Annotated in this window: 18 protein-coding genes; 7 read left to right on the top strand and 11 right to left on the bottom strand. The window is 63.0% G+C overall.

Annotated features, from left to right (window positions below):
- Positions 1-468: a GNAT family N-acetyltransferase gene (locus tag A6A40_RS05560; RefSeq protein ID WP_236783740.1), complete on the bottom strand. Its 468-nt coding sequence runs from the start codon at positions 466-468 to the stop codon at positions 1-3.
- A gap of 556 nt (positions 469-1,024) precedes the next feature.
- Here A6A40_RS05560 and A6A40_RS30675 point away from each other — a divergent pair.
- Positions 1,025-1,195, top strand: a complete 171-nt coding sequence (locus A6A40_RS30675) for a hypothetical protein (protein ID WP_158279279.1) — start codon at positions 1,025-1,027, stop codon at positions 1,193-1,195.
- 114 nt (positions 1,196-1,309) lie between these two features.
- Here A6A40_RS30675 and A6A40_RS05555 read toward each other — a convergent pair whose 3' ends face one another.
- The 4 genes from A6A40_RS05555 to A6A40_RS05540 all read right to left on the bottom strand — a co-directional run bounded on the left by A6A40_RS05555 (position 1,310) and on the right by A6A40_RS05540 (position 5,379).
- Positions 1,310-2,656 (bottom strand): globin-coupled sensor protein, encoded by a 1,347-nt coding sequence (locus A6A40_RS05555; protein ID WP_063634514.1) that lies wholly within the window; start codon positions 2,654-2,656, stop codon positions 1,310-1,312.
- Positions 2,657-3,025: 369 nt separating this feature from the next.
- Entirely contained in the window at positions 3,026-3,916 is an 891-nt protein-coding gene (gene rpoH, locus A6A40_RS05550; protein WP_063634513.1) for an RNA polymerase sigma factor RpoH, read from the bottom strand.
- 741 nt (positions 3,917-4,657) lie between these two features.
- Complete coding sequence (locus A6A40_RS05545) at positions 4,658-5,068, bottom strand: Ros/MucR family transcriptional regulator (protein ID WP_063634512.1); 411 nt, start codon at positions 5,066-5,068, stop codon at positions 4,658-4,660.
- A gap of 35 nt (positions 5,069-5,103) precedes the next feature.
- Positions 5,104-5,379 (bottom strand): HU family DNA-binding protein, encoded by a 276-nt coding sequence (locus tag A6A40_RS05540; RefSeq protein ID WP_012974184.1) that lies wholly within the window; start codon positions 5,377-5,379, stop codon positions 5,104-5,106.
- Positions 5,380-5,848: 469 nt separating this feature from the next.
- Between A6A40_RS05540 and A6A40_RS05535 the strand changes: the two genes are divergently transcribed.
- Positions 5,849-6,841, top strand: coding sequence for a TerC family protein (locus A6A40_RS05535; RefSeq protein ID WP_063634511.1), 993 nt, complete (start codon positions 5,849-5,851; stop codon positions 6,839-6,841).
- Between the two features lie 48 nt (positions 6,842-6,889).
- On the opposite strand, the gene A6A40_RS05530 is transcribed toward A6A40_RS05535, so the two are convergent.
- The 6 genes from A6A40_RS05530 to A6A40_RS05505 form a co-directional block, all read right to left on the bottom strand.
- Positions 6,890-7,345 (bottom strand): hypothetical protein, encoded by a 456-nt coding sequence (locus tag A6A40_RS05530; RefSeq protein WP_063634510.1) that lies wholly within the window; start codon positions 7,343-7,345, stop codon positions 6,890-6,892.
- Position 7,346: 1 nt separating this feature from the next.
- Complete coding sequence (locus A6A40_RS05525) at positions 7,347-9,299, bottom strand: acetoacetate--CoA ligase (protein ID WP_063634509.1); 1,953 nt, start codon at positions 9,297-9,299, stop codon at positions 7,347-7,349.
- A 233-nt stretch (positions 9,300-9,532) separates the two neighbouring features.
- Positions 9,533-10,132 (bottom strand): glycerol-3-phosphate 1-O-acyltransferase PlsY, encoded by a 600-nt coding sequence (gene plsY, locus A6A40_RS05520; protein WP_063634508.1) that lies wholly within the window; start codon positions 10,130-10,132, stop codon positions 9,533-9,535.
- Positions 10,133-10,136: 4 nt separating this feature from the next.
- Positions 10,137-11,432: a dihydroorotase gene (locus tag A6A40_RS05515; RefSeq protein WP_063634507.1), complete on the bottom strand. Its 1,296-nt coding sequence runs from the start codon at positions 11,430-11,432 to the stop codon at positions 10,137-10,139.
- Positions 11,429-12,406 (bottom strand): aspartate carbamoyltransferase catalytic subunit, encoded by a 978-nt coding sequence (locus A6A40_RS05510; protein ID WP_063634506.1) that lies wholly within the window; start codon positions 12,404-12,406, stop codon positions 11,429-11,431. The genes A6A40_RS05515 and A6A40_RS05510 overlap by 4 nt, the downstream gene beginning before the upstream one ends.
- 81 nt (positions 12,407-12,487) lie before the next feature.
- Positions 12,488-13,375: a transcriptional regulator GcvA gene (locus tag A6A40_RS05505; RefSeq protein ID WP_063634505.1), complete on the bottom strand. Its 888-nt coding sequence runs from the start codon at positions 13,373-13,375 to the stop codon at positions 12,488-12,490.
- A gap of 171 nt (positions 13,376-13,546) precedes the next feature.
- Between A6A40_RS05505 and A6A40_RS05500 the strand changes: the two genes are divergently transcribed.
- The 5 genes from A6A40_RS05500 (at position 13,547) to A6A40_RS05480 (ending at position 16,098) form a co-directional block, all read left to right on the top strand.
- The gene (locus A6A40_RS05500; RefSeq protein ID WP_063634504.1) at positions 13,547-13,786 is read left to right on the top strand and encodes a DUF1127 domain-containing protein; all 240 of its coding nucleotides are present in this window, start codon (positions 13,547-13,549) and stop codon (positions 13,784-13,786) included.
- 4 nt (positions 13,787-13,790) lie between these two features.
- The gene (locus A6A40_RS05495; protein ID WP_063634503.1) at positions 13,791-14,255 is read left to right on the top strand and encodes a GFA family protein; all 465 of its coding nucleotides are present in this window, start codon (positions 13,791-13,793) and stop codon (positions 14,253-14,255) included.
- A gap of 1 nt (position 14,256) precedes the next feature.
- Entirely contained in the window at positions 14,257-14,703 is a 447-nt protein-coding gene (locus A6A40_RS05490; protein ID WP_063634502.1) for a GFA family protein, read from the top strand.
- A gap of 180 nt (positions 14,704-14,883) precedes the next feature.
- Positions 14,884-15,231 (top strand): cupredoxin domain-containing protein, encoded by a 348-nt coding sequence (locus A6A40_RS05485; RefSeq protein ID WP_063634501.1) that lies wholly within the window; start codon positions 14,884-14,886, stop codon positions 15,229-15,231.
- A gap of 36 nt (positions 15,232-15,267) precedes the next feature.
- Positions 15,268-16,098, top strand: a complete 831-nt coding sequence (locus tag A6A40_RS05480; protein WP_063634500.1) for an FTR1 family iron permease — start codon at positions 15,268-15,270, stop codon at positions 16,096-16,098.
- The last annotated feature ends 14 nt before the right edge of the window (positions 16,099-16,112 follow it).

The raw sequence follows: 16,112 nt of genomic DNA, 5'->3' as shown, positions 1-16,112 counted from the left end.
CTAATCGGTGGCGAGGCGCAGGCTGCGACTGCCATCGGGCTTCACGGTATCGGCCATGCGTTTCTGCAAAAGCCACTGGTCGATGGCAACGCGGACCAGCCGGCCCTCCGGTGTGTGGTAAAGGAAATGTCCGCGTTCGCGGCCGCAATGTTCGTATCCCAGCCGCTCGTAGAAGGGCAGAACCCCTGCATTGTCGCGGTCGACGCCCAATTCCGTGAAAGGCACGCCCCGCTGGAGAACCAGCCGTTCCGCCGCCCGCACCAACCGGACGCCGACTCCCAGCCGCCGGAAGGGTTGGAACACACGCAACGCCCACAGCGTGGCCCGTCCGCTTGGCCGCTTGCGTAGGAAATCGATGCAGATCTGGCCTACGGGAAAGCCGTTGACGTCCGCCAGCAGCATTGATCCGTCACCACGCTCCTGCAATCGGAAGGCTCCGGCGATGATCTCGCGGTGGGGCGTATGCAAGCCATACCATTCCAGGGTCGGAAGGTCGTCTTCGCTGGCCGGCCGGATGGTTACCGGAAGGGCGAGTGTCGCATGTCCATCGTCTTCTTCCCCTGCCTCCGTTCCAAACCGTCCATTGGGGCCAATGCCGCTGGTTCCAGTGCGGCGGTGTGCTGTTGCCATGTGCCCATGCCTCGCAGGTGCTTTCCTGCCATTGTCGCCGCCGGGATCGCGGCCTCCGGTGACAACCTACACGGCGTGCCGTCGTTCCGGCTCTGTGCGGTGGGGATAAGACTTTCGCCTAGGGTGGAGAAACAGGCGCCTAAAATCAGAAATACAATAAGCGCAGTATTTATCACAATTCTCGAAAATCGATTTAGCGTAAAGAATATTTTGATGAAATTCATGCATTCAGCTGAAATATGATATATATAAGGCGCTGGGTTGAATCTGCGAAGTCTTATTGACGGCTCGGTATGTGCTTTGATGGCTATAAGCAATAAGGGCGAATTTGAATCCGAAGAATTTGATGTAGGTTTTTCTCTAAAATTCCGACGATTGGGTGGAGGATTGGACCATGATGAGAATTGTGGATCTCGGACGGACCGGCATCTTCGTCGTAATGCGTGGTGGTGTCGTGACCAGCCTGGGCGGACACAGCCATTGGCGGAGCGCTGAAGAGGTGCGACGTGCGGCCCAGACGGAAGATATCGCGATCGGCGATTTCGTTGTCCGCACTCTGCCCTGATCAGCGGAGCTTTCTTATCGTCATCATGCGCAGTGGCGGGCTTACATGGAAAAAGGGTGCGTTCAGCGAAACGCGCCCTTCCTTCATTGTGTAGTCCGGCAGCTCTGATGTCCGTCAACCCGCGCGGACGCGAGCGAGGAAGCGATCGACCTCCTTTCGCAGTGTGCTGGACTGACGCGACAATTCGTTGGTGGCTTCCAGAACCTGCCTGGCCTCTTCGCCGGCATTGTTGGCAGAGGCATTGACAGCAACGATCGTCTCGCTGACCTCGCGGGTGCCGATGGAGGCCTGTTGGACGTTGCGGGCGATTTCCGTCGTGGCCGCTCCTTGTTCCTCCATCGCGGTGGCGATGGAGGTCGAGATTTCGTTGATGCGGGCGATGGTGCCGGAGATCGACCTGATGGCGCCAACCGCCTCCTGCGTGGCGCCCTGGACGGCACCGATCTGGGAATTGATCTCCTCGGTCGCCTTGGCGGTTTGGTTGGCAAGGCTCTTGACCTCGCTTGCCACCACCGCGAAGCCCTTTCCCGCCTCGCCGGCGCGTGCCGCCTCGATCGTGGCATTCAAGGCGAGCAGGTTCGTTTGGCTGGCGATATCGTGAATCAACTTCACCACCTGGCCGATGCGGCTGGCTGCGTCGGCTAGTCCCTGAACTGTGGCGTTGGTTCGCTCGGCTTCGGTCATCGCGGCGTTGGCGATGGCGGCGGACTGTGTCACCTGATGGCTGATCTCGCCGATGGACGCCGTCAGTTCCTCTGCCGCGGCGGCAACGGTCTGGATATTGACTGACGCCTCTTCCGCGGCAGCGGCCACCTGGGTCGATTGCTGGCTGGTGGTTTCGGCAGTGCGGCTCATCGCCTGCGCCGTGCCCTGAAGTTGCTCTGCTGCGCTCGCCACCGCTTGAACAACGTCCTTCACCTCCCGTTCGAAACTGTCGGCGGTACTGCCCAGTTCCCGCGAGATGATGGCCGCGGTGTTCAGGTCGATATAGACCGAGGTGGCGAGATCCATGTCGAGGAACACCGCCTTGTTGATGGCCTGAAGCAGTTGCGACAGCTTCTCCGGCTTCTTGCGGTAAATTTGGCTCGCCAACTCGATCAGTTTGTTCAAGGTGAAGCAATAGGCGCCGGTGTACCAGCGCGGCTCAAGCCCGATGCGCTGATGTGTCTGGCCGATCTTTAGGACCTGATTGACATAAGATTCGTCGAAGGTGCCGGTGAAGACATTGCGCAACCAGTGCTGCTTCTGCAGGTCGCGCGCACGGCCGGTCACTGCCGGGTTCACCAGCATGGGAGCGACCTGCGGCACCGTACGGAGATAGCCGTAGAACTCTTCCAATATCTGATCGATCCGTTGCGCCAGATAGGGTTGGAACTCGCGAAGCGTTGCCTTCGTCGCCTCGTCGATACGCAGAAAGGTGATGCGGTCAATGATCGACTGAGTCTGGGCAGCGTTCGACATGGAGCCCCTCTCCCATTTTGGATATGACGAGCGTACTAAGAATTGCCAAAAATGCAAACTTTCCCGCGAACGGGACATCATGCGCAGACAATCTCATCTTTGAATCGGTCACATTGTCGCAGAACCTCTACTCTGGGTAATCAAGCGCCGTCATACTCCGAGTGGATCGCGGAGTGTTGCTCATTATCGAAAAGAAAATGCCGGCGAAGCCCAAAGGCGACGCCGGCATGCAGGTTGACAGGTCTGGAGGCAACAGGGGCGAGTCACAGCCCAATATAGAGACGTAGCGGATTCCGTCGGGGTGGACAGCGCCGCATGATGCCTATCCGGAACGGCACCTGCACAGGACAGGAGAACAAGTGTATGGGATCAGGCCACCATCGGGGCAACCGGACGGCGCAACGCCTGGGCCGCACTGAGCACGGCCTTCTGTAGCTTTTCGAAAGCCCGCACCTCGATCTGGCGCACGCGTTCGCGTGAGACCGAAAATTGCTGACTTAGGGCTTCGAGGGTCGAGGGATCATCCTTCAGGCGGCGCTCGAACAGGATGCGGCGTTCACGTGCATCCAAGCGGTCCAAAGCCTGACCGACAAGCCGGCGGCGCAACGCCAGTTCGTCGGCTTCCGCCAGCATGGTGTCCTGGGTGGGACGATCATCCGCCAGCAGTTCAAGCCAGTTGGTCTCACCGTCGGTAGACAGGGTGGCATCGAGCGAGCTGTCGTTGGCGGCAAGACGGCGATTCATCTCCACCACCTCGGTTTCCGGCACGTCCAACTCGGCGGCGATGGTGGCCACAGTCTCCGGCGAAAGGTCGCCCTGCTCCAACTCGGCCATCTGGCTCTTCAAACGGCGCAGGTTGAAGAACAGCTTCTTCTGGGCAGCGGTGGTGCCCATCTTAACCAGAGACCAGCTGTGCAGGATGTACTCCTGGATCGCGGCACGGATCCACCAGGTGGCATAGGTGGCGAAGCGGAAGCCGCGCTGCGGATCGAACTTTTGGGCGGCCTGCATCAGTCCGACATTGCCTTCCGCCACCAGATCGACCAGAGGCAGGCCATAGCCGCCGAAGCCGCGGGCGATCTTGATCACGAGGCGGAGATGGCTGCCCACGAGTTGCTCCAACGCTTGGGGGCTTCCGCGTTCCCGCCAAGCGATGGCGAGGTCGCGCTCCACATCCGGCGCCAGGATCGGGAAGCGCTTTGATTCTTCGATGTACCGGGTCAGGCTGGCGTTTTCACCGGTCAGCAGTTTCTTCAGCACGCGAATGCCTCCTCTCCAACGCTCCATGAGGCGGCCCACGATTGGGGACACACCCTGTCGCGACCCATGGCGGTGATCGCCCGTGAGGCGATGAACCAACGGCGAACTGTGGCGCGAACGTAGGATTAACGTCCGTCGATCCGACATTGGCTGTTGTGGGGTTTGTATTTAGCCCGGCATCGCAAGGAACTGCGTCCTTTTGACACTGCTAATGTGGCCGCGGATTTGCGGCGGATCAAGCCGGGAAAGGGCATGTTCCGGGTGTTTTTCGGCGTATACCCAGGCTCTTCCTCCACCCGCACCGGCAGTCTGGGAGAGGAGGCAATCCTATGACCCCTGACGTTCAGCCGGGTGACGTTCGGGCGGCCGCTCCTCATCCGATTGGCCGAGACGTGTCCGGGCGGACTGCCGTCGATAAGCCGCATCCGCAAAATGGAATGGCTGCAGGTCAGCCACAGGCGCGGAACGCAGCTATGCCTCTGCGGTGAGAATGATGACAAGACCGCCCGTGGTCCCTCAATCATGCCGAAACCCTAGATGGGAAGGCCGAGACGCTTCGCCATCCGTACCTTCGTCATAGGCCGTCGGGTTCGATCGTGGGTAACCCTGGGGTGGCTGACCGGTGACGGTTCGAAGCGCCAGCTTCCTTCCGCACTTTGAGGTCCGCAGGAGCGGGCGGATACGAAGAAGGCGCGACCGGGTGGCCGCGCCTTCTTCAAAACACATGACGGTGAAGACCGCTTATTCAGCTGCCGCACGCTTGCGGCCGAGACCGAGCTTGGTTGCCATTTCGGAGCGGGCCTTGGCATAGTTCGGCGCGACCATCGGGTATTCGGCCGGCAGACCCCACTTGGCGCGATATTCGTCAGGCGTCATATCATAGACGGTCTTCAGATGCCGCTTCAGCATCTTCAGCTTCTTACCGTCTTCCAGGCAAATGATGTATTCCGGCGTGACCGATTTCTTGATCGCGACAGCCGGAACCAACTCTGCCTTTGCCTGGGCCGGCTTCTCCTCGCCCAGATTGCGGAACGCCGCTTGCACGCTGTTGATCAGCGTCGGCAGGTCGTGGACCGGAACCGAGTTGTTGCCGACGTAGGCGGCAACGACCTTGGCGGTCAGCGATTGCAGTTCGGTTTGATCGATGGTCATGGCTGCACTCCCCTTGGAACGCGGTTTCGTGCGTGTCAGCCGTTCACCAGATCGCGCAGCTGCTTGGCTGGCTTGAACTTCGGAGCCTTGGAAGCGGCGATTGCCACGACTTCGCCGGTGCGGGGGTTACGGCCTTCCCGGGCGGCGCGCTCGGCCACCTCGAAAATGCCGAAACCGGCCAGGCGCACGTCTTCGCCGCGACCCAGCGCGCCGGAGATGCCCTCGAACACCGCCTGAACGACCTTGGCCGCGTCGGCCTTCTTGATGCCGGCGTTGGTGGCGACGGTTTCGATCAGTTCGGCCTGGTTCATGCAAAACTCCATTTGGTCGGTTTGGTTTCGGTTTTTCGGAGTTATTGGCAGAACGGCACCATCCGCACAAGAGCGAACACAGAATGGGCAACCGTTGGTGTTTTTCTTGCGCGACATTCGTTCCCGATCTGTGGCGGCATTGCATCAAGCGCCGAGTCCCGACGTTGCCACAGCCCGTGCAGCCCCGATTTTCCATGTCTTCGTGTCTGTGCTGCGTCCGACGGCACTCCATAGCAACCGCGACTCGTCGCGGGTTGGTTTCCGCCGAATTCCAATGACGACAAAGAATGCCGGTAGCGGGTTTGCGGACTGTGAAAAAATTAGATCTGCCGCCATCTTGACCGGAGGCGCGCCAACACCATTTCCCGGAAAGTTCGGGTCCGGGTCCCTCTGACGGCCGAGGCGTCGGCCGTGATGTCGGAACCGCTTGATTTCACCGCTGACGCAGCGTCATCAAGTGGGTCTTGTTATGGATGGTATGCTAGCAACGGTTTTCCTCGAATTTTTGGGAAAACCAATCTGGATTTGGCTTATTTTCATCGGCGTCGTGTTGACACTCCTGGTGTTGGACTTGGGAGTTCTCAACCGCCGCGACCATGTCATTGAAGTTGGTGAAAGCCTGAAACTGTCGGCTTTCTATATCGCCGTCGCAATGCTGTTCGGCGGCTGGGTCTGGTACTCGATGGGATCTGAGGCAGGTCTCCAGTACTATACGGGCTTCTTCGTCGAGAAAAGTCTGTCACTCGACAATGTTTTCGTCATATCGTTGATCTTCAGCTATTTCGCCGTGCCACGCGAATTGCAGCATCGCGTGCTGTTCTGGGGTATCCTAGGCGTCATCGTGCTGCGCGGTCTCATGATCGGCGCCGGTGCGGCACTGGTGTCGGAGTTCCACTGGGTCCTCTATCTCTTCGGTGCCTTCCTGGTGCTGACCGGCATCAAGATGCTGTTCGCGAAGGATGAGGAGACCAATCTCGGTGAGAATGCCGCCCTTCGCTTCCTGAAGCGCCATATTCGGGTGACCGACCGCTTCCATGGCCATCACTTCGTCGTCAAGGAGCCGAGCGGTCCGGGCGGTGCAATGCGCTGGTCGGCTACCCCGCTTCTGCTGGCCCTGATCATGGTCGAGTTGGCTGACCTTGTCTTCGCGGTCGACAGCGTGCCGGCGATCTTCGCCATCACCACCGATCCGTATCTGGTCTACACCAGCAACATCTTCGCCATCCTCGGCCTGCGCGCCCTGTACTTCGCTCTGGCGGCGATGGTCCATCGCTTCCGTTACCTGAAATACGCCTTGGCCTTGGTGCTGGTATTCATCGGCGGCAAGATCTTCTACACGCAGTTCTTCGGAAAGCCCGACCCGTTGATCGCGTTGGGCGTCACCTTCGCGCTGATTGGTGGTGGGGTTCTGGTATCGCTGTGGAAGACCAGCCGCGAGACCAAGACCGCGGCGGCCGAGTAAATCCACTGGATGACTGGGGCGGCACACATGTGCCGCCCCATTTCCCTTTCAGAGGCCGAGCCTGACCAGTTCCGCAATGGTGTCGGCCGCGGTGCGGTGAAGGATGAAACGGCCTCCGGCAGCCTCCCAGGGATCGCGGGCTTTCTCGCGATCATCGACGAGAATCGTACCGGTGCCGGCATAGCGGGCCTTGTCGCGGGCCATGCAGGTAATGACCGGCACATCGGCCCCCAGCATGCGGGCAACCCAGCGCTTCTTCTGTTCGGGTGCCCAGTTTCCCAGCGGCAGTCCGGTCAGGATGGTCGGCCGGTGGGGCGCGCAAAATCGCCAGAGCTCCTGCGCGTCATGCATGAACTCCAATGTGCCGAAGAAGTCGGAGTGGCGGGACAATGCCCGCCACATCTCCTGCATCGGCAGCTGATCCGGCCGCTTGCCGGTAACCGCGACGACGCCGCGGTCGAAATCGGCCAGAACTCCATCCAGGTCGAGGAACAGCGATGCCACATCAGGCTCCGCTCAGTTCAATACGCTCGCGGAATTCGTCGAGCGCCTGCGGGTTGGACAGCGCCTCCGTGTTCTTGATCGGGCGGCCATGGACGGCGTCGCGCACCGCCAGTTCGGTGATCTTGCCGGACCGGGTGCGCGGGATGTCGGTGACCTGCACGATCTTCGCCGGCACATGGCGGGGCGAGCAATTGTCCTTGATCCGCTTGCGGATCGTCGCCGCCAGCGCCTCATCCAGCTTCATGCCCTCGCGCAAGACGACGAACAGAACGACGCGCACATCGCCGTCCCATTCCTGGCCGATGCAGACCGCCTCCATGATTTCCGGCAGCTGTTCGACCTGACGATAGATCTCCGCCGTGCCGATGCGCACGCCGCCGGGGTTCAGCACCGCGTCCGAGCGGCCGTAGATCACCCAGCCGCCATGGTCGGTCTGCTCGATGAAGTCGCCATGCACCCAGATGTTGGGGAAGCGGTCGAAATAGGCGGAGCGGTATTTCGACCCGTCGGGATCGGCCCAGAAGCCGATGGGCATGCTGGGGAAGGGGCGGGTACAGACGAGTTCGCCCTTCTCGCCGCGCACAGCGTGGCCGTTGTCGTCGAACGCCTCCACCGCCATGCCGAGGCCCCGAGTCTGGATCTCGCCCTTCCAGACCGGAGAGGTTGGGTTGCCCAGCACGAAGCAGGACATGATGTCGGTGCCGCCACTGATCGAGGCGAGATGGAGATCCTGCTTGATGGAACGATAGACGAACTCGAAGTTCTCCGGCATCAGAGGAGAGCCGGTGGAGGCCAGAGCGCGGACGCTGGCGAGAGAATGGGTCTTCATCGGCTCCAACCCGGACTTCTCCAGCGACTGGATGAATTTGGCCGAGGTTCCGAACAGCGTCACCTGCTCCGCATCCGCATAGTCGAACAGGATGTTGCCGCTGGGGGCGAAGGGTGAGCCGTCATAGAGAACCAGCGTCGTCCCGCTGGCCAGACCGGTCACCAGCCAGTTCCACATCATCCAGCCGCAGGTGGTGAAGTAGAACAGCCGATCACCACGTTTCAGGTCGCAGTGCAGCCGGTGTTCCTTCACATGCTGGAGGATTGTACCGCCGGTGCCGTGGACGATGCATTTCGGCTTTCCGGTGGTACCGGAGGAATAGAGGATGAACAGCGGATGGTCGAAACCGACCCGTTCAAAGGTCGGTTCGGCAGCCGGAAAGGGCGCCATGAACTCCTGGAAACCGACGGCAGCCTGGATCGTCGAGACGTCCGGCGCCTTGTCGACATAAGGCACGATCACTGTGGCGACGACGGTCGGAAGGTCCTTCAGAACTTCTGCAACCTTCGACCGCACGTCATGGCTTTTGCCGTTGTACCAGTAGGCGTCGGGGGCGAAGACCACCTTCGGCTCGATCTGGCCGAAGCGGTCGGTGATGCCCTGGATGCCGAAATCGGGCGAGCAGGAGGACCAGACCGCCCCCAGGCTGGTGGTGGCGATCATCGCCGCAAGAGTTTCAGGCATGTTGGGCATGATGGCAGCCACGCGATCGCCCTTGCCGACACCCTTGGCCTTCAGCGCCTGCTGCAGCCGGGAAACGGTGGCCTTCAACTCCGCTCCGCTCCAGCGGTACTTGACCTTGTCCTCGCCCCAGAAGACGACGGCGTTGTCGTCAAGCGCGCCGGCAAGCAGATTCTCGGCATAGCTGAGGCTCGCTTCGGGGAACCAGCGGGCACCCGGCATCTTGTCGCCATCCAGCAGATCGACGCTGCCAAGGTCACCGGTGAGCCCGGCCCACTCCCAAAGGAAGCGCCAGAACCGCTCCTTCTCCGCGATCGACCAGTTGTAGAGCGCGTCGTAGTCGTCCAGCCGCAGTCCGAAGCGCGCATTCGCCGCCTCGCGGAAGGCTGTCAGGTTGGCCTGCGCGATGCGCTCCTCACTCGGGCTCCACAGCGGAGTGTCCATTCTCGATTCCCTCAGCGTCTCGTTATCCACCGGCGCCAGCGGCCGGCTCGCCTGCCGGGTTGTTGGTTCGTGCCCCGGATTGCCGTGCAGCATAACGCATGGCCACGCCGGTTGTCTTTCCCCCGGTGGGAGGAAGCGGATAGAGCGGACCGGCGCCAAGCGGAATGAAATCAACAGGCTACAAACGAAAACGGCGGGGAGTCTCCTCCCCGCCGTTCACGCCAAGCGGCCGATTATGCCGCCTTTTTCTTGCCCGAGCCGATCTTCGGTTCCTCGCCCTTCAGCAGCCGGCGGATGTTCGCCTCGTGGCGGATGAAGACCAGAATGGCGATGAACAGGCAGAGGCCGGCGACCAGCGGTCCGCCGAAATACCATCCGGTCAATGGACTGATGCCCAACGCCGTCAGAGCCGACAGCGAGGAGATGCGGAACAGCGCCGCCATGACGATCCAGCTCAGGCAGGCCAGCAGACCGACCGGCCAGGAGATCGCCAGCAGGACGCCCAGCGCCGTCGCCACACCTTTGCCGCCCTTGAAACCGAGCCAGACCGGAAAACTGTGGCCCAGCATGGCACCGCCGGCGGCCAGAACCGCCGCTTCGGGCCCGGACCACCACAGTGCCAGCAAGGCGGCGATGGCACCCTTGCCGCTGTCCAGCAGCAGGGTCGCCAGGGCCAGCGGTTTGTTGCCGGTGCGCAGCACGTTGGTGGCGCCGATGTTGCCCGATCCGATCTGACGGATATCGCCCAAACCCGCCATCCGGGTCAGCACCAGCCCGAAGGGGATCGAGCCCAGCAGGTAGCCCAGCAGGGCGGCAAGCACGAGAGTCACCACCGGATCAGTCCTCCGCCTGCCAGACGGTGCGCCCGTCGACGATGGTGCGCAACGGCCGGCCCTGGACCGGACGATTCTCGAAGGGCGAGTTCTTCGATTTCGACTTGAAGCGGCCGACATCGATCTGCCAGGGAACGTCGAGATCGAAGGCGACAAGATCGGCCGGCCCGCCCTTAACGATGCGGCCCACGGCCAGATCGAGAATCGCCGCCGGGTTCGAGGTGACGCAGGCCAGTGCCTTCAGCAGCGGCATCTTGCCCTTGTGTACCAGTTCCAGCGTCAGCGGGAACAGCGTCTCCAGCCCGATAACGCCAGGGGCGGCCTGGGCAAAGGGCAGGCGCTTCTGGTCCTGGTCCTGCGGCACATGGTCGGACGCAATGGCGTCGATGGTGCCGTCGGCCAGCCCCTCGACGACAGCCCGGCGGTCCATCTCGCCACGCAGCGGCGGCGACACCTTGGCGTAGGTGCGGTAATCGCCGACATCGGTCTCGGTCAGGGCGAAGTAATGCGGGGCGGTATCGCAGGTCACCTTGAGCCCGCGTGCCTTGGCGCGGCGGATCAGGTCGACCGACTCCGACGTGGTGATGTGGGCGAAATGCAGGCGCCCGCCGGTCAGCTCGGCCAGCCGCAGATCGCGCTCGATCATGATGATCTCGGCTTCGCGCGGGATTCCGACAAGGCCGAGGCGGGTGGCGATCTCGCCCGAATTCATCATGCCGCCCGCGGCCAGCGACGGCTCCTCCGGGTGCTGCACGATCAGCTTGCCGAAGGTCTTGGCGTAGCTGAGCGCGCGGCGCATCGTCTTGGCGCTGGCGATGGGCTTGGTGCCGTCGGTGAAGGCGACCGCGCCGGCATGGCTCAGCAGGCCCATCTCGGTAATCTCTTTGCCTTCGGTGCCGCGCGTGGCGGAGCCGTAGGCGAAGACCTTGACCAGCTTCACCTCGCGGGCGCGCCGCGCGATGAACTCCAGCCCGGCGACCTCGTCCAGCACCGGGTCGGTGTTGGGCAGCAGCGCCATGGCGGTGATGCCGCCGGCCGCTGCCGCGCGGGACGCGCTCTTGATCGTGTCCTTCTCCTCCTCGCCCGGCTCGCCAATCAGCACGCGCATGTCGACGAGGCCGGGAGCGAGGCATTGGCCGGCGAGATCGACGACCTCTGCCCCCTCCGGCGTGGAGCCGCTGAACAGGCCGGGACCGAAATCGGCGATCTTCTCGCCATCGATCAGCAGGTCGGCGCGCTGGTCCAAACCCGTCGCCGGATCGAGCAGGCGGGCATTGCGATAGACGATACGGGCGGTCATTGATTGGCTCCCGCAAGGTCGGACTGGCGGCGGTCTCGGGTCAGCAGGTCGAGCACGGCCATGCGCACGGCAACGCCCAGCTCCACCTGATCGAGGATCATGGAGCGCTTGAGGTCGTCGGCGACTTCCGAATCGATCTCGACACCACGGTTCATCGGACCGGGGTGCATAATGACCGCGTCGGGCTTGGCCACCTCCAGCTTCTCGTAATCGAGGCCGTAGAAGTAGAAATACTCACGGGTGGACGGGACATACTGCCCGCTCATCCGCTCGGTCTGCAGGCGCAGCATCATCACCACGTCGGCATCGCGCAGGCCGGTCTTCATCGAATGATGGACCTCGACGCCCAGCCGCTCGATCTGCGACGGCAGCAGGGTCGGCGGCGCCACGCAGCGCACCCGAGCCCCCATGGCGTTCAGAAGGTGGATGTTGGAGCGCGCAACGCGGCTGTGGAGGATGTCGCCGCAGATCGCCACGATCAGCCCATCGAGCCGGCCGAGGCGGCGGCGGATCGCCAAGGCGTCGAGCAGGGCCTGGGTCGGGTGTTCGTGGTGGCCGTCGCCGGCATTGATGACCGAGCAGTTGACCTTGTCGGCCAGCAATTTGACGGCGCCCGAATCGGCGTGGCGCACCACCAGCGCGTCCAGGTGCATGGCGTTCAGCGTCATCGCCGTGTCGATCAGGGTCTCGCCCTTCTTCACCGAACTGCTGTCGGTCGACATGTTGATCACGTCGGCGCCCAGCCGCTTGCCGGCCAGCTCGAAGCTGGTGCGGGTGCGGGTGGAATTCTCGAAGAACAGGTTCACCTGCGTGCGCCCGTCCAGCAGGGTGGACTTCTTCACGGGGCGGCGGTTCTGCTCGACATAGCCATCGGCGAGGTCGAGGATCTGGGTGATCTCGCCGGCCCGCAGCCCCTCGATACCGAGGAGATGGCGGTGCGGGAAGACCGTGTCGGGGGACGGGTTCGCGCTCATGGGCGCGGACTATAGGAGCGGTCCGGCACGCCCGCAAGCCGTTCAAGACGACGGGCCGGCTCAGGACTTCCTCCGCGCTTTTCAGCCCGTTCCGGCCTCTTCGAACAGCCAGTCGCGGAAGGCCTTCACCTTGGGCCGGGAAAAGTAATGTGGCGGCGCCACCACGTAATAGGCGAGGCTTCCCGGCAGCCGCACCTCGAACAGACGGACCAGCCGGCCGGCGGCGACGTCGTCGGCGACCAGCACTCCGCGCGCAAGGGCGATACCGTGGCCGTTGATCGCCGCCTGCAGCGTGAAGGACGAATCGTCGAATCGCAGGCCACGCTCGGTGTCCACCCCGTCGATCCCCGCCGCCCGGCACCACACCGCCCAGGAGATGTTGTAGTCGTCGTGCAGCAAGGTGTGATGCCGCAGATCTTCCGGGTTCACCAGCGGCCGGTCGCCTGCCAGTAGCGATGGGTGACCGACCGGGAAGATGTCCTCGGTCAACAGGCGCTCCACCCGCAGGTCGGACCACAGGCCGTTGCCGAAACGGATTGCCAGATCGACATCGTGGCGGGCGAAATCCACCACTTGAGATGTGCTGTGCACCCGCACATCCATCTCCGGATGGCGCTTCTGGAAGCGCATCAGCCGTGGAACCAGCCATTTGGACGCGAAACTCGGCATGGTGGAGATGGTCAGCGTGCCACTGCTGTCGGCACGGATCAGCCGGTCGGTCGCCTGGGACAGGGTGTCCATCGCCTCGCGCACCGGCGGCAGGTAATTCTGCCCGGCCTCGGTCAAGGCCAGCGCCCGGTTCATTCGGCGAAACAGCGGTAATCCGAGCCATTCCTCCAGCGCCTTGATCTGGTGGCTGACGGCGGCCTGCGTCACATGCAGTTCTTCCGCGGCTTTTGTGAAGGAAAGATGGCGCGCGGCGGCTTCGAAAGCGCGCAGCGCGTTCAGCGGGGGCAGGCGGCGGGACATGGGAGGGGCGGACCGGAGAGTGGCTTCGGATTAGTTCAGCTAATCGATTCTATGAGAAACCGTCGTTTGTCGGCAAGCGGCCTCTGCCCCATCCTCAACTCCACAAGCGAACACACGAACCGGAGCGGCGAGGCGGATGCCCCGCTCCCTTTCCCCGGAGGAGACCGGATCATGGCAAAGGCTACGCAGTCGTTCCTCTCCAGCACAGACTTGACCCGTCGCATTTCGGCCGGAGACGGCAAGGGCGCCGGTCATTGGATGATCGCCCTGTTCGACCGCTTCGCGACCTGGAGCGAGCGGCGGCGCCAGCGGCGGACGCTGCAGTCCATGCCCGACCATCTGCTGTCCGACATCGGCATTTCCCGCGTCGATGCGGAACAGGAAGCCCACAAGCCATTCTGGCAAGGTTGATATCGTGACCAGCGGGTCGAACGTCGCAACGGAGCAGGGCAGGGACGGGAATCGGGTCTGGACCGGCGGCTGCCTGTGCGGCGGCGTACGCTATGCGATCGATGCCCGGCCGGAACCGATCTCCGTCTGCCACTGCGCCCAGTGCCGCCGCCAGCACAGCCATGTCGGTGCCTATACCGGCGTGCCGCGTGCGGCGTTGCGCCTGCTCAACGACACGACGCTGATGTGGTACGCATCGTCCAGCCGGGCACGCCGCGGCTTTTGCGCATATTGCGGTGCAGGGCTGTTCTGGGAGGCACTGGAACAGGCTCCGGAGGACGGCGAACCGCGCATAACGGTGACTGCCGGCAGCCTGGACGATGCGGACGGACTGAGGGTCGAGCGGCACATCTTCGTCGACCACAAGGGCGCCTATTACGACATCGGCGACGACGGCATCGAACGCCGGACCAGCACGGGAGAGACGTGACATGAGCGGCAGCGGGAACGAACGGAAAAGCGTCACGGAGGACCTGGGGCCGGCGCTGTCCGGAGGCTGCCTGTGCGGCAGCGTACGCTTCCTGCTGGCCGAGAGGCCGGACGGGGTGGTCGCCTGCCATTGCGGACAATGCCGCCGCTTCCATGGCCATATCGGCGCCTACATCACCGTTCCGCGCGATACCGTCGTTTTCGACGCAGACGGAACATTGACTTGGTATCGCTCGTCCAACTTTGCGGAGCGCGGCTTCTGCGGCCGTTGCGGCTCCTCCCTGTTCTGGAAGGGCGACGGCAAATCGGAAATCGAGATTGCAGCCGGCAGCCTGGACCAGCCGACCGGGCTGAAGACACTCCGCCACGGCTATGTCGGGGACAAGGCCGATTACTACGACATCGCCGATGGTCTGGAGCAGTTTCCCGGCCCGTCGGAAGACGAATAGAAAACACAGTTTTTGAGGCTTCGTGGTGAGGGAGGAGGGCGGCCGCATCTGGGAAGGATGCGCGTTTCCGTCGCAGGAGCGTTGCGGCATCCGCGGATGCCTTTTGTTTGACCCCTGGCGGCTGGGGTGAGAATGATTTTCATAAGCAAGTTACCTTCCAGCCCCGAGGTCCTCCCGCGAATGCGCCGTCCATCGCTGCTTTCCGCCGCCTGTGCCATCGCCCTGACCGGTGCCGTCCTCAATCCGGCCGGTGCCGCACGCGCCGACGACGTGGTGACCATCGTCATCAAGGACCACAGGTTCGAACCGGCGGAGGTCAAGATCCCTGCCAACAAGCGCGTGACCTTGCTGGTCGACAACCAGGACGCCACGTCGGAGGAGTTCGAAAGCAACGAGATGAAGGTCGAGAAGATCGTCGGCGGTCGCAAGCAGATCAAGGTGATGGTCGGCCCGCTCAAGCCCGGCCGCTATCCTTTCTTCGGCGAGTTCCACGAAGCGACGGCGCAAGGCGCCGTGATCGCCGAGTGACGTGCTCCTGACTGCCCGCAAGTTCCGGAGACGACCATGCTCGCCAGTCTGATCATTGTGTTTCGCGAGGTCCTGGAAGCGGGCCTCATCGTCGGCATCGTCTTGGCCGCGACTCAAGGTGTGGTCGGGCGCGCCAGATGGATCGCACTCGGCATTGGGGGCGGCATCGTCGGCTCCTGCGTGGTCGCCGCCTTCGCCGACGCCATCAGCGCGCTTTTCGCCGACACCGGCCAGGAGCTGTTCAATGCCGGCGTCCTTCTGATCGCGGTGGTGATGCTGGCCTGGCACAATGCCTGGATGGCGCAGCACGGCCGCGAACTGGCGCGCGACATGAAGGCCGTCGGCCATGCGGTGCGGAGCGGCGAGAAGTCGCTGGCGGCGTTGGCCATCGTCATCGGTGTCGCCGTGCTGCGCGAAGGCTCGGAGGTCGTGCTGTTCCTCACCGGTATCCTGGCGTCGGAGGAGGGCGGCATCACCACCGTCGCCGCCGGTGGGCTGGGCGGCATGGCGCTTGGCGCGCTGGTGTCCGTACTCCTCTATGCCGGGCTGGTGCAGATTCCGACCCGCCACCTGTTCTCCACCACCACATGGCTGCTGACCCTTCTGGCCGCCGGCATGGCTGCGACGGCGGTCAATTTCCTGGCGCAAGCGGGTATCCTGATGGCGGGCGGCACCATCCTGTGGGACAGCTCCGGCATCCTGCGCGACAACAGCATGATCGGGCAGGCCCTGCATGTGCTGGTCGGCTACACCGACCGTCCGACCGAGGCACAATTGATCGCCTATGTCGCGGTGGTCGCCGGAATTCTGCTGTTGACCCGCTGGGCAGCCCGCAACTCTTCGCGGATGGTCAGCCCTGCCCGGTGATTCAATAGACACAA

The organism is Azospirillum humicireducens (assembly GCF_001639105.2).
Classification (GTDB): domain Bacteria; phylum Pseudomonadota; class Alphaproteobacteria; order Azospirillales; family Azospirillaceae; genus Azospirillum; species Azospirillum humicireducens.
The sequence above is the reverse complement of the archived record's forward strand: the minus strand, read 5'-3'. Positions and strand labels throughout refer to the sequence as shown.